The sequence below is a fragment of the Sulfurimonas sp. genome (assembly GCF_023228785.1).
In the GTDB taxonomy this organism is placed as follows: Bacteria; Campylobacterota; Campylobacteria; order Campylobacterales; family Sulfurimonadaceae; genus Sulfurimonas.
In genome coordinates, this window is record NZ_JALOAN010000048.1 from 1 (window position 1) to 13,068 (window position 13,068).

The following is a 13,068-nucleotide window of genomic DNA, read 5'->3' on the forward strand; positions in this document are numbered from 1 at the left end:
GATACTCATCCACACACTGCACAAATAGCAAAGTAAGGACAAGCAGATGGCAAAAATTTATGCAACAGGACGCCGTAAAGCGTCAATCGCAAAAGTATGGTTAACTCCAGGAACAGGTAACATCACGATCAATGGTCTTTCACTAGACGCATGGTTAGGTGGACTTGAAGCTAAGAAACTTCGTGTTAAGCAACCACTCGCTTTATCAAAGCAAGAGACTTCAGTTGACATTGTAGCTACTACTTTAGGTGGTGGTTTTGGTGGTCAAGCAGATGCTCTTCGTCACGCTATTTCTCGTGCATTAGTATCTTTTAACCCTGAAATTAAAGCTATTTTAAAACCAGCTGGCATGATGACTCGTGACTCAAGAGTTGTTGAGCGTAAGAAGCCAGGTAAGCGTAAAGCTCGTCGTTCTCGCCAATTCTCTAAGCGTTAATCACTCCTTTACTACAAAGCCCCGAACTTGTTCGGGGTTCCAAATAAAACCTCACTTTTTACAACATACTTATAAACAAAAACTCCCATTAAACATAGTTCATATATAATACCTCAATTTTAAAAAAGGTAGTCTATGAAAAAATTTCTTATCGGATTAGTTTTACTTGTTGGAGTTGCAGCTCTTCTTCCTATCGTCGGCAATAGTGTAGCCCAAAAAACACTAAAAGAAAAAATTGACCTCTTTTGTGCAAATGGAATTGAGATACAAAACGAAACTTCATACTCAAGCTACCTTAATACAAAAAACCATTATGAGTTCATACTAAGAGATGCACCAAAGTTTATAAAGTTTATAAACCAGTACTCAGATGCACAACTACCTCCATATGTTGAAGCAGCTATTGGTGGTGTTACTATTGGAGTAGATGTAGAGTATAGCAACTTTCCAATAAGTTCTAAAGTCGTTCTTGATATCTACCCAATAACACTTCCGCAAGAGTTAGAACAAGCGTTAAAACAAGAGAGCACAAACTTCTATAACTATGTAGATAAACTTCTTCAAGCAAAAGGTGTGCTTTATCATATGAATTATCATATCTCTGAAGATATTTTTGACGGTTTTATAAAAGATATAGATGAGAAATATGTTTTTGACAATGGTAATGAGATGATATTTAAACTTCTAAGTGCAAATTATTATGGAGAAGGACCACTTATCGCTCCAAAGAGTCTTCAAACGAATATATCAAATATTACTCTAGATATAATTGACAAAGCAAATGAAGAAACTATCTCCTTTAAAGCACAAGATTTAAAATCTGCATCTACGTTTGAGTCTCAAAGTACATATGCATCAAGTGCCTCTTTAAAGAGTTTTTCCTTCCTTTTAAAAGAGCAACAAAGGAAAAACACAAGTGCATCGTTAAATGATTTTAAAGTAAATGTATCATCAAATGTTCAAGGAAAAGATGGAGAGTTTTATACAAAAATGTCACTCAAGGGAATGGATATAAATACTAAAGATGCAACAAGCATAAAGGTAAGTGACATTAACTATGATATATCTTTAACTGGAGTTGACAAAGATTCATACGAAGAACTTAGAGTTTTAACTTCACATGCAAGTGTTACTAACTCTCCAGATTTTGAGCAAAAACTTCAAAGAGTTGTTACAAAACTTCTCTCAAAAGGACTATCTTTGAGTATCCCTGATATGTCCATAAACAAAATCACACTTGACAATGAAGAGCCTGTAGATGGTTTTAGCTTTATGGCAAGAATGACACTAAACGAAGATCCAAATTTAGAGCAAAATTTAAAATCATCACCCAAAGAGATACTAAAAAATATAAACCTAGCATCAACTCTAAAACTATCAAAAGACTTTTTCGTACTTGTGAATAAAAATGCGCCACTTACTGGACTGGCAGCTTCATTTGTAAAAGAGGAAAAGGACAATCTTATCTTTGAAGTTAAGTTAAATGCTGGAGTTCTTAGCATCAACGATAAAGTGATAAACTAAAAGATATGTTATTTAAATTTTTGTTGCTTGTTTTTTTATCTGTTAACATTTTTGCATCAACTCTGCAACTAGCAACATCCACAAACCCCTCAAGGCTAAATCCGCTTCTTGCAACGGATTCTAGCTCATCAGAGATCTCATCTTTTTTGTTTAACGGACTTGTAAAGTTTGACAAAGATGCAACTGCAATTGTTGGAGATCTAGCAGAGGAGTTTTACTTTGTTGATGAGACAACACTCATCTTTAAACTTCGCAAAAATGTAAAGTGGCACGATGGTCAAAAATTTAGTGCAAAAGATGTTCTCTTTACCCACAAGATCCTCATATCTCCACAAGTAGTCTCTCCATATAGTTCAGATTTTAGGTTTGTAAAGAGTGTTGAAATGGTAGATGATTTTACGCTTCGTGTAACTTACCATGAACCATATTTTAAAGCTCTTGAGGTGTGGATGATGGGCATACTTCCAGAGCATATCTTAAAGGATGAAGAGAGTCTTATGAACTCAAAGTTCAACACTGACCCAATAGGCACAGGACCATATAAACTTCATCAACTTGAACACTCTAAAAACATTATACTTACAGCTTTTGATGACTACTTTGAAGGAAGAGCAAAGATAGATAAGATCTCATTTAGCATCATAGCAGATCCAATGACACGCTTTTTGATGTTAAAGTCATCAGCTCTTGATGTAGGAAGTATAGAGCCTATGCAGTTTGAGAGACAACTAAGCCCTGATTTTTTTGAGAAGTTTGATATCCATGAAAACATTTCACGCTCTTACACCTATTTGGGATTTAACCTAAGGTTAGAGAAGTTTCAAGATCCAAGAGTTAGAGAAGCTCTCTCTTTAGCCATCGATAGGCAAGAGATAGTAGATATTCTCTTTTTTAGTCATGCTAAGGTTTGTACAGGTCCATTTTTGCCAAAAACCAAAGCTTTCAACGCAGATGTAAAAGCACCAACACAAGACATACAAAAGGCAAAAAAGTTACTAAAAGAAGTTGGATATGATGAGAGAAATCCTTTTGAATTTGAGATAGTTACATCAAATGCTAGTGCTATTAGGCCATATGCTGCACAGATCATACAACACCAACTAAAGAGAGCTGGAGTTGTAGTAAAGCTTAGAGTTATGGAGTGGCAAGCTTTTTTAAATATGGTTGTGTTTCCAAACAAGTTTGATAGTGTACTTTTGGGTTGGGGACTCTCTCCTACTCCAGATCCATATGTTTTTTGGCATAGTGATAATGACAGAAAAAGTGGTTTTAATCTAACAGGATATAAAAACGAGAAACTTAATAAAATGATAGAAATTTCACAAAGTATGATAGATAGAGAAGAGTTAGCAAAACTTTGGCAAGAGATGTTTGCAATGATAGTAAAAGACAATCCTTACCTCTTTTTATACATACCAAACTCAATAACAACAGTAAATAAAAATATAAAAAATATTGAACCAAGTGCAAGTGGCATTTGGCACAATTATATAAAATGGGAGAAAAATTGATAATACTTTTTGATTTAGACGGAACGCTAATAGACTCAACTGAGGCTATAGTTGAGAGTTTTCACCACTCTTTTAAAACACATAATCATCCACATCCAAAAGATGAACAAATAACTGCACTTATAGGTTATCCACTAGATATAATGTTTGCTGATTTAGGAGTTGAGAAAAGCCGTGTTTGGGATTTTGTTGATACCTATAGAGAAAACTATAGAAAGATATCTACTCAAAAAACCATACTTTTGCAAAATGCTAGAGAAGCAGTAGTCCTGGCAAGTGAGTTTGCAACATTAGGCATAGTTACGACTAAAACAGGAGCGTATTCTAAGGTTTTGATGGAGCATTTTGAGCTAATGCAACACTTTGAAGTTCTTATAGGTCGTGAAGATGTAGAACATCCAAAACCAGATCCAGAGCCTATCATAAAAGCTCTAGAAGTACTTGGGAAGAGTGACGAAAATATCTGGATGATAGGTGATACAAAGTTAGACCTCATAAGTGCAAAAGCTGCAAAAGTAAACTCCATTGGAGTTTTGAGTGGCTATGATGCTTTTGAAGCCCTAAAAGAGCATACAAATGTGATATTTAGTGATGCTTTAGAAGCAGTTGAGTACCTTAAAAATAAGTAAATTAGATATATTTGTACTAGTTGTTAAAAAAGTGCACAGACTCAAGCTGTATTTAAGAGCAACTTCTCTAAAATACATACCAATAGAACTAAAAAATTCTTACTGTAATTGAAAAGAAGGAGAACTTATGCTAGAAATTAGATGGCATAGTCGTGCTGGACAAGGCGCTGTAACGGGGGCAAAGGGTTTAGCAGATGTAATTTCTACAACTGGTAAACATGTACAAGCTTTTGCATTTTATGGATCTGCAAAGCGTGGGGCAGCGATGACGGCGTATAATCGTGTTGACGATAAGATGATTATGAATCATGAAAAGTATATGAAACCAGACTTTGTATTTGTCATCGACCCTGCATTAGTGTTTACAACTGATGTTACTATAAATCATAAAGATAGTACAAAATACATAATAACTACTCATCTAAGTAAAGAGGAGCTTATAAAAGCTCAACCTAGGTTAGAGGGCAAAGAAGTTTATACCGTTGATTGTATTACTATTGCAAATGAAACTATTGGTCGTCCTATTCCAAATACTCCAATGTTAGGTGCATTTATGAAAGTATCTAAGATGTATGATATAGAATTTTTTAAAGACAGCATGAAAAGAATTCTTGCAAAACTACCACAAAAGATCGTTGATGCAAATATGGTTGCAATTCAACGTGCTTTTGATGAAGTGAAATAAGGAGCTTATGATGGCAAAAAAAGGATGGGATGAATTTGAAATAGGGGCTATGCTTCGTTCTTTTGATGGAAGTATTGATGATATTGCAGGAACTCCTCAAATGGATCGTGACTATTCAGAGAATAGCTCATATACTGCGAGTGTAGCTGATTGGCGACTTATTAAGCCGATTTTTAACAAAGATTACTGCATTGATTGTCAATTTTGCTGGGTTTATTGTCCAGATGTTTCTATTATCGCAAGAGATAAAAAGATGATAGGTATAGATATGGATCACTGTAAAGGCTGTGGAATTTGTGTTGAGGTTTGTCCAACAAATCCTAAGTCATTACTAATGTTTCCAGAACAAGCAGATGAAGAGGCAGAGATAGCATCATGGCCTGCAAAAAATGAGGAGAAATAATAATGGCATTTGATAAAATGGAATTAAACGACATAGAAGTATGGGATGGTAACTTTGCAGCTGCTCAAGCTTTAAGACAGTGTCAAATTGATGTGGTTGCTGCTTACCCAATTACTCCATCAACTCCTATTGTTGAAGGATATGCAAAGTTTTTATCAGACAACTATATAGAGGGTGAATTTGTTATGGTTGAGTCTGAGCATGCTGCAATGAGTGGCTGTATTGGTGCTGCTGCTGCTGGTGGTCGTGTTGCAACTGCTACATCTTCTCAAGGTTTTGCTTTGATGGTTGAGACACTCTATCAAGCATCAGGTATGCGTCTTCCAATCGTACTAAATGTAGTTAACCGTGCACTAGCTTCTCCACTAAATGTAAATGGAGATCACTCAGATATGTATCTTGGTCGTGATAGCGGTTGGATTCAGTTTGACTCTTATTGCCCGCAAAATGCTTATGACTTAAACTTTATAGCATTTAGAGTTAGTGAAGATCATGATATAAGACTTCCTGCTATGGTTCATCAAGATGGATTTATGACTTCTCATACAGCTCAAGGTGTTACAACACTAACAGATGATGCTGCTTACAATTTTGTTGGTGACTATAAACCGATGAATGATATGCTTGACTTTGAACATCCAGTAACTCACGGTGTACAAACAGAAGAAGACTGGCATTTTGAGCATAAGGCTCGTCAACATAATGACCTTATGACAAAAGTACTACCAAAGATTCAAGAAGTTTTCGATGATTTTGAAAAACTTTCAGGTCGCAAATACAACATCGTAGAAGAGTATGAAACAAAAGATGCAGATGTATGTGTTGTATGTCTTGGATCTTCAGTTGAGACTGCTCGTGAAGTTGCAGGAGAGATGAGAGAAAAAGGTATCAAAGCAGGTGTTATCGGCATTCGTGTTATTAGACCATTTCCTTTTGAGCAAATTAGAGATGCATTAAAAGATATTAAAGCTATAGCTGCGCTTGATAGATCATCTCCAAATGGTGCACCTGGTATGCTGTTTAATGAAATCGCTGGATCACTATTTAATACTGACACAAAAGCACTTCTTTCAGGATATGTTTATGGTTTAGGTGGTCGCGATTTAACTAAGGCTCATTTAGTAGATCTCTTCACAGAGCTTCAGGCAAATGTTGATGCTGGTAAAGTAACAACTCCATTACAACAGTTTATCGGTGTTCGTGGACCGAAACTATCATATTTATAGGAGAATACTATGAGTGAAATGAAAAAAATAAAAAACTTAAAAGAGTTCTCAACATCAGCAGATCGCTTTGAAGGTGCGAACCTTTTATGCCCTGGTTGTGCACACTCTATTATCGTTCGTGAAGTTTTAAACGCAACAAACGATGACTTAGTTCTATCTGCTTCAACAGGCTGTTTAGAAGTTTGTACAGCAGTTTATCCATATACATCTTGGGATGCTTCATGGATTCATATCGGTTTTGAAAATGGCTCTACTGCAGTTGCAGGTGCTGAAGCTATGTACAAGGCTCTTAAGAATAAAGGTCGCCTAAAGCAACCAGATCGTAACCCTAAATTTGTATCTTTTGCAGGTGATGGTGCTTCTTATGATATCGGTTTTCAGTGGATCTCTGGATGTATGGAACGTGGTCACAATATGATGCATGTTGTTTTGGACAATGAAGTTTATGCAAATACAGGAGGACAAAGATCATCTTCAACTCCAATAGGTGCAAGTGCTACTACTTCACCAGCTGGTCGTGTAAGTTATGGTGAGAAGAGAAATAAAAAAGATATGGTTTCTATCATGGCTTCACACCATATTCCATACTCAGCGCAAGTTTCTCCAAACAAGTGGAAAGATATGGTTAAAAAAATCCAACACGGTTTTGCAGTTGATGGTCCAGTGTTTATAAACGCTGCCTCTCCATGTACAACAGAGTGGAAATTTGACCCTAAAGATACTATGACTATAGCTGATTTAGCAACTGATTCACTAGTTTTCCCACTATATGAGATCATAGATGGTAGAGAGTTAAACATCACATATAGACCTAAAAATATAGTTCCAGTAGAGGATTACCTTGCTGCACAAGGTCGTTTTAAGCACCTTTTTAAAGATCAGTATAAGTACTTAATTAAAGAGTGGCAAGAGCGTATCGACGATAACTGGGCGTATCTACAACGCCGCGAAGAAGCAAGAGTTTAAAAGATTCTAGCTTCGGTACACCTTGCACCTAACTCAAAATGGCAGGCTACAGCCTAGCCTTTTTTAGAGTTAGGCACAATCTGCACCAAATCTAAAACTTTTTACTAATTTCAAAAATTCTTTTGCGGTTTGGCAAACCATAACCTCACAAATTTAAAATCTAATCTTCCAACTTCAATATAAATAAATCTAAAAACGATAGAATGGTGTCAATAAAATTAAGGAAATAATAACCATGCCATTACTTGACTCATTTACAGTAGATCACACTATTATGCCAGCTCCTGCAGTGCGACGTGCTAAGGGGATGAAGACTCCAGGCGGAGATGATATCACAGTTTTTGATTTGCGCTTTGTAAAGCCAAATGAAGAGACACTTTCATCAGAAGGTATTCATACTTTAGAGCACCTATTCGCTGGTTTTATGAGAGATCATTTAAACTCAGAAAAAACAGAGATTATAGATATCTCGCCTATGGGATGTAGAACAGGTTTTTACATGAGTGTTATAGGTCAGCCAGATGAAGAGATAGTTGCAAAAGCTTGGGAAGACTCAATGAAAGATATCTTAGAAGTAAAAGAGCAAAAAGATATCCCAGAGTTAAATATTTATCAGTGCGGAACTTATAAGATGCACTCACTAAGTGATGCAAAAGAGATAGCAAAAGCAGTTTTGCGCAAGGACATAGATATTATGGACAATGATGCACTTGCACTTGATCTATCAAAGGTAGAAGAGTAGTATGTATATCCTTCTACCAATGAGCAGTGATGATGTAAACTCATCATCACTAACTAAGATTGATGACGCCAAAGTTTGGACTCAGATCTTAGTAGAGAATGGGCAGTTAGTAGAGACAAATCACTCAACAGACAAAGATAGCTTTACAAATTTAAGTGAGTGCGCAGTTGTGATAGATGACAATGAATATGTTTGGCCATTTATGGAAAAAAACATGATGGTCTTAGTAGCTCACACCCAAAGAAATATAGAAGATATCATAGAAGCATACCTATTTAAAGAGCTTCACGAGTTAGCTTATTAAAAGTTTATTTCGATTTTATGCACAAATTTAATAGCTCCCTTCACGAAATTACTTTAAGCGATGATGGTTCATTTACAGCTTACTCAAAAGAGTATGATGAACATTATCACTCTACTAAAGATGGCGCCTTAAAAGAATCTCTTTTAAAACATATTATTCCAACTATGAGTCAAATGCAAAACAGAGATGAAGTAAATATTTTAGATATCTGTTTTGGACTTGGGTTTAACACTCTTGCCTCGCTCTACTATCATAAACAAAATTCCTTAACTCAACGTTTAAATATTTACTCTCCTGAGTTAGATCTAGATCTTATTGATTCACTGAAGAAATTTACTTATCCAAAGGCGTTTGATGAGTTTAAAGATATCATAGATGAACTTTCAACCAACAAGATCTATAGTGATGATAATTTTCATATAGAGATATTTATAGGAGATGCAAGGGAGTATGTTAAGAGTTTTAAAGAGAAGTTTGACATAGTCTATCAAGATGCGTTTTCGCCAAAAGTTAACCATGCTCTTTGGACTAGGGAGTACTTTAAAGATATCGCATCTTCCATGAAAAAAAGTGGCATTTTAAGCACATATTCAATAGCACTAGCCACAAGATTAGCGCTCTATGAAAATGGTTTTAAGATCTATATAAATAAACAAGAAGAGATAAGAGATGCAACTATAGCCTCAAGAGTAGATCTTAAAGATTTTGAGTTAGTAGATATGGAGCACAAGATCTCTTGCAACCCTGATGCGAAGCCATTGAGAGATTAGGTGAAGCTAAAGCCTCACATCTCGAACTAGTTCCCATACTCCGCGTGAAAACTCATATATGCCTGAGTTGTAGTACATATATAGACTCCTACGCAGAGCGTTGGAGCCAGAGAAGAGCGTTGGAGCCAGAGATATTTTGAGAGCTTAGTACCTTGCAGAGATGGAGTCTATGTCATTCCAAGAAACACTAGAACTAGCGCTTTTTTGATGTGAGATGATGTGTGAGACATATCTTGCAAACATATCGGTCTCAACATTTACTTTTGTGCCTTTGCGGTAGTTTTTAAAAAGAGTCTCTCTCATCGTTATAGGGATAATTGTTAGTCTAAAACTATCAACTCCAACATCATTTACAGTAAGACTCACTCCATCTATGGTTATAGATCCTTTTGGTACGATAAAGGGGATAAACTCTTTACTTATCTCTATGAAAACATCATAAGAGTTACCACTTTGTTTTATCTCATTTACAGTTCCTATAGCGTCAATATGACCTTGAACTACATGACCTTCAAATCTGTCTCCCATCATCATAGCTGGCTCTATATGGACTTCATTTTTATAGTTTTGTGTAGCTAAAACTTTTTGTGATTCTCTTGAGAGTTCAACACAAAAACCATCACTTTGTATCTCTACAACACTTAAACAAGCTCCGTTTATTGCTATGGAGTCGCCTAGTTTTGGCTTATATTTTGATGATATACAAAGCCTCTCTCCTGTAAAACTTTTAACTCTTGCTATTTCTCTTATGAGTCCTGTAAACATTTAGTTATCCTTGTTTTCATCAAAAGACTATTTGTCCATCTTCTTGCAGATTTTTAATAATCTCTTTTGCTTTTTCATGACCCTTAAAAGCCGCTTGTCTGCAAAGTTCTAGTGCCTTGTCATGGTCTATCTCGCATCCTATACCTTGATCGTGGAGTTGACCTAAGTTGTAAAGTCCTTCAGCCAAACCACCATCAGCTGCGCGAGAAAAGCAGATAAAGCATTTTGCCTCATCTTGTATAACCCCGTGACCATCTTTATATAAAACACCTAGGTTATTAAAAGATTCCAAATGACCTCTTTTTGCACCCTCTTCATACCAAAAAGCGGCCTCAGAAAAGTTTTGCAAACATCCAAGCCCACGTTCTAACATCAAAGCCACCTCATACATTGCAGGAACAACTTCTCTTACAGCAGCTTGCATATATAAATCATGCGCCTTAAACTGGTCATGCTCAACTCCGCCAAGACCATTCATATATAAAATAGCAAGGTTAAAAAAAGCCAAAGGATGCTCAAGGAGGCTTGCTTTTTCATAAAGTTCTAGCGCTTTTGCATCGTTTTGCTCACAAGCTTTTGCATTTTGGTACATAAAGCCTAGAGATGTCATAGCTTCAGCACTGTTTTGCTCTACTAACTCATGGTAGAGTTCAAATGCACTTAAAAAGTCTCCACTATTGTACGCTTGATGTGCTTTTTTTATCATGTGTCCTCATTTTCAGTTCTAATAGGATGTCTATAAACTCTTTTGTTAGCTTGTTTCTTTTGGATAGCTTTTAAAAGTTCTTCTTTTGTATTTAAATGTTCGTCTCTAATCTTATGTTCATCGCATCCATCGACCTCTTCATCAAACTCTAAAATCTCAGGAACATAATCTTCAAACATATCTTTTGTATTTTTATTCATTTTTAAAATACCTTAAGGAATTCTATATATTAGTATGCAAATAATACTCAAAAATGCTAAAATTGCGCTTACGATGCAAAAGTGATAGGAAAAATTTTGATGAATTATGATGTAATAGTTATCGGTGGTGGACACGCTGGCATAGAAGCAGCACTTGTGAGTGCAAGAATGGGTAACAAAACCCTTATGATATCGATGTTAGCAGAAAATGTCGGTGCAACAAGCTGTAACCCCGCTATTGGTGGTCTTGCAAAAGGGCATCTTGTTCGTGAGATAGATGCACTTGGTGGTGAGATGGCGCTTATAACTGATGAAGCTGGGATCCAGTTTAGAATTTTAAACCATACAAAGGGTCCTGCAGTTCGTGGATCTCGTGCTCAGATTGACATGGATAAGTATAAAATTATTGCTAGAAATGTAGTGCTTAACACTCCAAACTTACACTTAGCACAAGAAACAGCAGAGTCTTTAATCGTAGGAAGCGAGGATTCAGGCTCACTAAAAGTAGAAGGCGTAAGAACAGATCTACTAAATGAGTACAAAGCTAAAAGAGTGATCGTAACCTCAGGAACATTTTTAAATGGGATTATTCACGTAGGTGAAATTCAAAAAAAAGGTGGGCGCTATGGAGAAGAGAGAAGCGAGAGTTTAAGTGCTTCTCTTAAAGATGATTGTGGCTTAAATATTGCACGTCTAAAAACAGGTACTTGTGCAAGAGTAGATAGCTCAACTATAGATTTTTCAAACATGGAAGAACAAGGTGGAGACGCGCTTCCAAGCCCTTTTAGTTTTCGCACAAACAGAGAGAATTTTCGTGCTACAAAAAAACAACTTCCTTGTTTTATAGCCTACACAAACGAGAAAACTCATGAGATTATCTCTTCAAACTTTTACAGAGCACCACTTTTTACTGGTCAAATAGCAGGAAAAAGTCCAAGATATTGTCCAAGCATAGAGGACAAAGTAAGTAAGTTTGCAGACAAAGATAGACATCATCTTTTTATAGAACCACAAACCATAGACAATACAGAGTGCTATATAAATGGTCTCTCAACTTCTCTTCCACCAGAAGTACAGCGTGAAATGATAAAGTCAGTAAAAGGGCTTGAGAATGCAAAGATAGTTCGTTATGGATACGCTATAGAGTATGACTTTGTAGATCCCCGTGAACTAAAACATTCGCTTGAGACTAAAAAAGTGAGTGGACTATATTTAGCAGGTCAAATCAACGGAACTACGGGCTATGAAGAAGCAGCAGCTCAAGGTATTATGGCTGGTATCAACGCAGCTCTTTCACTCCAAGATAAAGAGCCACTTATTTTAAGACGTGATGAGGCTTATATAGGTGTTTTGATCGATGATTTAGTAACAAAAGGAACAAATGAACCTTACCGTATGTTTACATCTCGTGCGGAGTATAGACTTCTTTTGCGTGAGGAGTCGGCGGATACAAGACTGAGTCACTATGGACACGCTTTGGGGCTTTTAAGTGATGAATTTTATGAGAGTGTTAAACTTAAAGATAAGCAGATAAAAGATGGTGCAAAACTTTTAGAAGATACAAAATTTACTCCAAACAAAGAGTTTATAGCCTTTTTAGAGTCAATGGATGAAGCACCTATCAAAGATATAGCAAGTGCTGCTCAACTCGTTGCAAGAAAGAGTTTTGATGTAAGTAAGATGTTAAAAATCGCTCCAGATCTTGAAATTTATGATGACTATATAAAAGAAGAGATCTTTGTAGAAGCAAAATATGCGAGATATGTAGAGAAACAATCTTTAGAGATCTCGCGAATGAAAAAGTATCTAAAAGTTGCTATCCCAGAGAACTTCGACTTTAAACGAGTTAGTGGACTCTCAAGCGAGATAATAGAAAAACTAGAAACTTTCAATCCGCCAACCTTACAAGCTGCGATGAACATAAGTGGAATAACTCCAGCAGCTATAGAGATACTGCATATCTATATAAGAATAGCAGCGAAAAAGGAAAAAATGGTGTCTGAATAAGTTTTAAACCCTGATGAGATTGCGGGTCAAGCCCGCAATGACGGAAATGTTGGACCTTGAATGACGGAAATGTTGGGATTCAATGACGTAGAGGGAAGCCCGCAATGACGCGACTTCGTCATCCTGAACTCCACAACCCGTCATCCTGAACTTGATTCAGGATCTCTTGAGGGTTTGAAAAGTATAAAAGGCTT

At 36.3% G+C, this 13,068-nt stretch carries 15 protein-coding genes; 12 read left to right on the forward strand and 3 right to left on the reverse strand.

Annotated features, from left to right (window positions below):
- The first annotated feature begins 46 nt into the window (after nucleotides 1–46).
- From rpsI to M0Q24_RS10350, 11 genes are all read left to right on the forward strand, one after another.
- Nucleotides 47–436, forward strand: a complete 390-nt coding sequence (gene rpsI, locus M0Q24_RS10300; RefSeq protein WP_295050382.1) for a 30S ribosomal protein S9 — start codon at nucleotides 47–49, stop codon at nucleotides 434–436.
- 135 nt (nucleotides 437–571) lie between these two features.
- Nucleotides 572–1,960, forward strand: a complete 1,389-nt coding sequence (locus tag M0Q24_RS10305) for a hypothetical protein (protein WP_295050384.1) — start codon at nucleotides 572–574, stop codon at nucleotides 1,958–1,960.
- A 5-nt stretch (nucleotides 1,961–1,965) separates the two neighbouring features.
- A complete protein-coding gene (locus M0Q24_RS10310) occupies nucleotides 1,966–3,471 on the forward strand; it encodes a peptide-binding protein (RefSeq protein ID WP_295050386.1) in 1,506 nt (501 codons plus the stop codon).
- The gene (locus M0Q24_RS10315) at nucleotides 3,468–4,100 is read left to right on the forward strand and encodes an HAD family hydrolase (RefSeq protein ID WP_295050388.1); all 633 of its coding nucleotides are present in this window, start codon (nucleotides 3,468–3,470) and stop codon (nucleotides 4,098–4,100) included. Before M0Q24_RS10310 ends, M0Q24_RS10315 begins: the two co-directional genes overlap by 4 nt.
- A 127-nt stretch (nucleotides 4,101–4,227) precedes the next feature.
- Nucleotides 4,228–4,785: a pyruvate flavodoxin oxidoreductase subunit gamma gene (locus M0Q24_RS10320; RefSeq protein WP_295050390.1), complete on the forward strand. Its 558-nt coding sequence runs from the start codon at nucleotides 4,228–4,230 to the stop codon at nucleotides 4,783–4,785.
- A gap of 10 nt (nucleotides 4,786–4,795) precedes the next feature.
- Nucleotides 4,796–5,188 carry a 4Fe-4S dicluster-binding protein gene (locus M0Q24_RS10325; protein ID WP_295050392.1) on the forward strand — a complete coding sequence of 131 codons (393 nt, stop codon included), beginning with the start codon at nucleotides 4,796–4,798 and terminating at the stop codon, nucleotides 5,186–5,188.
- Nucleotides 5,189–5,190: 2 nt separating this feature from the next.
- Nucleotides 5,191–6,414, forward strand: coding sequence for a 2-oxoacid:ferredoxin oxidoreductase subunit alpha (locus M0Q24_RS10330; RefSeq protein WP_295050394.1), 1,224 nt, complete (start codon nucleotides 5,191–5,193; stop codon nucleotides 6,412–6,414).
- A 9-nt stretch (nucleotides 6,415–6,423) separates the two neighbouring features.
- The gene (locus M0Q24_RS10335; protein ID WP_295050396.1) at nucleotides 6,424–7,380 is read left to right on the forward strand and encodes a thiamine pyrophosphate-dependent enzyme; all 957 of its coding nucleotides are present in this window, start codon (nucleotides 6,424–6,426) and stop codon (nucleotides 7,378–7,380) included.
- 235 nt (nucleotides 7,381–7,615) lie between these two features.
- Nucleotides 7,616–8,122 carry an S-ribosylhomocysteine lyase gene (gene luxS / locus M0Q24_RS10340; protein ID WP_295050398.1) on the forward strand — a complete coding sequence of 169 codons (507 nt, stop codon included), beginning with the start codon at nucleotides 7,616–7,618 and terminating at the stop codon, nucleotides 8,120–8,122.
- Nucleotide 8,123: 1 nt separating this feature from the next.
- Nucleotides 8,124–8,426: a hypothetical protein gene (locus tag M0Q24_RS10345; protein ID WP_295050400.1), complete on the forward strand. Its 303-nt coding sequence runs from the start codon at nucleotides 8,124–8,126 to the stop codon at nucleotides 8,424–8,426.
- Nucleotides 8,427–8,443: 17 nt separating this feature from the next.
- A complete protein-coding gene (locus M0Q24_RS10350; RefSeq protein WP_295050402.1) occupies nucleotides 8,444–9,196 on the forward strand; it encodes an MnmC family methyltransferase in 753 nt (250 codons plus the stop codon).
- A 144-nt stretch (nucleotides 9,197–9,340) separates the two neighbouring features.
- Here M0Q24_RS10350 and M0Q24_RS10355 read toward each other — a convergent pair whose 3' ends face one another.
- The 3 genes from M0Q24_RS10355 to M0Q24_RS10365 are packed head-to-tail and all read right to left on the reverse strand — an operon-like array spanning nucleotide 9,341 to nucleotide 10,867.
- Nucleotides 9,341–9,961 (reverse strand): riboflavin synthase, encoded by a 621-nt coding sequence (locus M0Q24_RS10355; RefSeq protein ID WP_295050404.1) that lies wholly within the window; start codon nucleotides 9,959–9,961, stop codon nucleotides 9,341–9,343.
- A gap of 19 nt (nucleotides 9,962–9,980) precedes the next feature.
- Nucleotides 9,981–10,667: a tetratricopeptide repeat protein gene (locus tag M0Q24_RS10360; protein ID WP_295050406.1), complete on the reverse strand. Its 687-nt coding sequence runs from the start codon at nucleotides 10,665–10,667 to the stop codon at nucleotides 9,981–9,983.
- On the reverse strand, nucleotides 10,664–10,867 hold the full coding sequence (locus M0Q24_RS10365) for a hypothetical protein (protein ID WP_295050408.1): 204 nt from the start codon (nucleotides 10,865–10,867) through the stop codon (nucleotides 10,664–10,666). Before M0Q24_RS10365 ends, M0Q24_RS10360 begins: the two co-directional genes overlap by 4 nt.
- A 99-nt stretch (nucleotides 10,868–10,966) precedes the next feature.
- On the opposite strand from M0Q24_RS10365, the gene mnmG reads away from it, so the two are divergent.
- Nucleotides 10,967–12,874 carry a tRNA uridine-5-carboxymethylaminomethyl(34) synthesis enzyme MnmG gene (mnmG, locus tag M0Q24_RS10370; RefSeq protein WP_295050410.1) on the forward strand — a complete coding sequence of 636 codons (1,908 nt, stop codon included), beginning with the start codon at nucleotides 10,967–10,969 and terminating at the stop codon, nucleotides 12,872–12,874.
- The last annotated feature ends 194 nt before the right edge of the window (nucleotides 12,875–13,068 follow it).

Excerpts from the sequence above, each read along its gene's own strand:
- M0Q24_RS10305 (WP_295050384.1), top strand. The coding sequence starts at position 572 with ATGAAAAAATTTCTTATCGGATTAGTTTTACTTGTTGGAGTTGCAGCT.
- mnmG (WP_295050410.1), top strand. The coding sequence starts at position 10,967 with ATGAATTATGATGTAATAGTTATCGGTGGTGGACACGCTGGCATAGAA.
- M0Q24_RS10310 (WP_295050386.1), top strand. The coding sequence starts at position 1,966 with ATGTTATTTAAATTTTTGTTGCTTGTTTTTTTATCTGTTAACATTTTT.
- rpsI (WP_295050382.1), top strand. The coding sequence starts at position 47 with ATGGCAAAAATTTATGCAACAGGACGCCGTAAAGCGTCAATCGCAAAA.
- M0Q24_RS10365 (WP_295050408.1), bottom strand. The coding sequence starts at position 10,867 with ATGAATAAAAATACAAAAGATATGTTTGAAGATTATGTTCCTGAGATT.
- luxS (WP_295050398.1), top strand. The coding sequence starts at position 7,616 with ATGCCATTACTTGACTCATTTACAGTAGATCACACTATTATGCCAGCT.
- M0Q24_RS10360 (WP_295050406.1), bottom strand. The coding sequence starts at position 10,667 with ATGATAAAAAAAGCACATCAAGCGTACAATAGTGGAGACTTTTTAAGT.
- M0Q24_RS10350 (WP_295050402.1), top strand. The coding sequence starts at position 8,444 with ATGCACAAATTTAATAGCTCCCTTCACGAAATTACTTTAAGCGATGAT.
- M0Q24_RS10335 (WP_295050396.1), top strand. The coding sequence starts at position 6,424 with ATGAGTGAAATGAAAAAAATAAAAAACTTAAAAGAGTTCTCAACATCA.
- M0Q24_RS10325 (WP_295050392.1), top strand. The coding sequence starts at position 4,796 with ATGGCAAAAAAAGGATGGGATGAATTTGAAATAGGGGCTATGCTTCGT.
- M0Q24_RS10345 (WP_295050400.1), top strand. The coding sequence starts at position 8,124 with ATGTATATCCTTCTACCAATGAGCAGTGATGATGTAAACTCATCATCA.
- M0Q24_RS10320 (WP_295050390.1), top strand. The coding sequence starts at position 4,228 with ATGCTAGAAATTAGATGGCATAGTCGTGCTGGACAAGGCGCTGTAACG.
- M0Q24_RS10355 (WP_295050404.1), bottom strand. The coding sequence starts at position 9,961 with ATGTTTACAGGACTCATAAGAGAAATAGCAAGAGTTAAAAGTTTTACA.
- M0Q24_RS10330 (WP_295050394.1), top strand. The coding sequence starts at position 5,191 with ATGGCATTTGATAAAATGGAATTAAACGACATAGAAGTATGGGATGGT.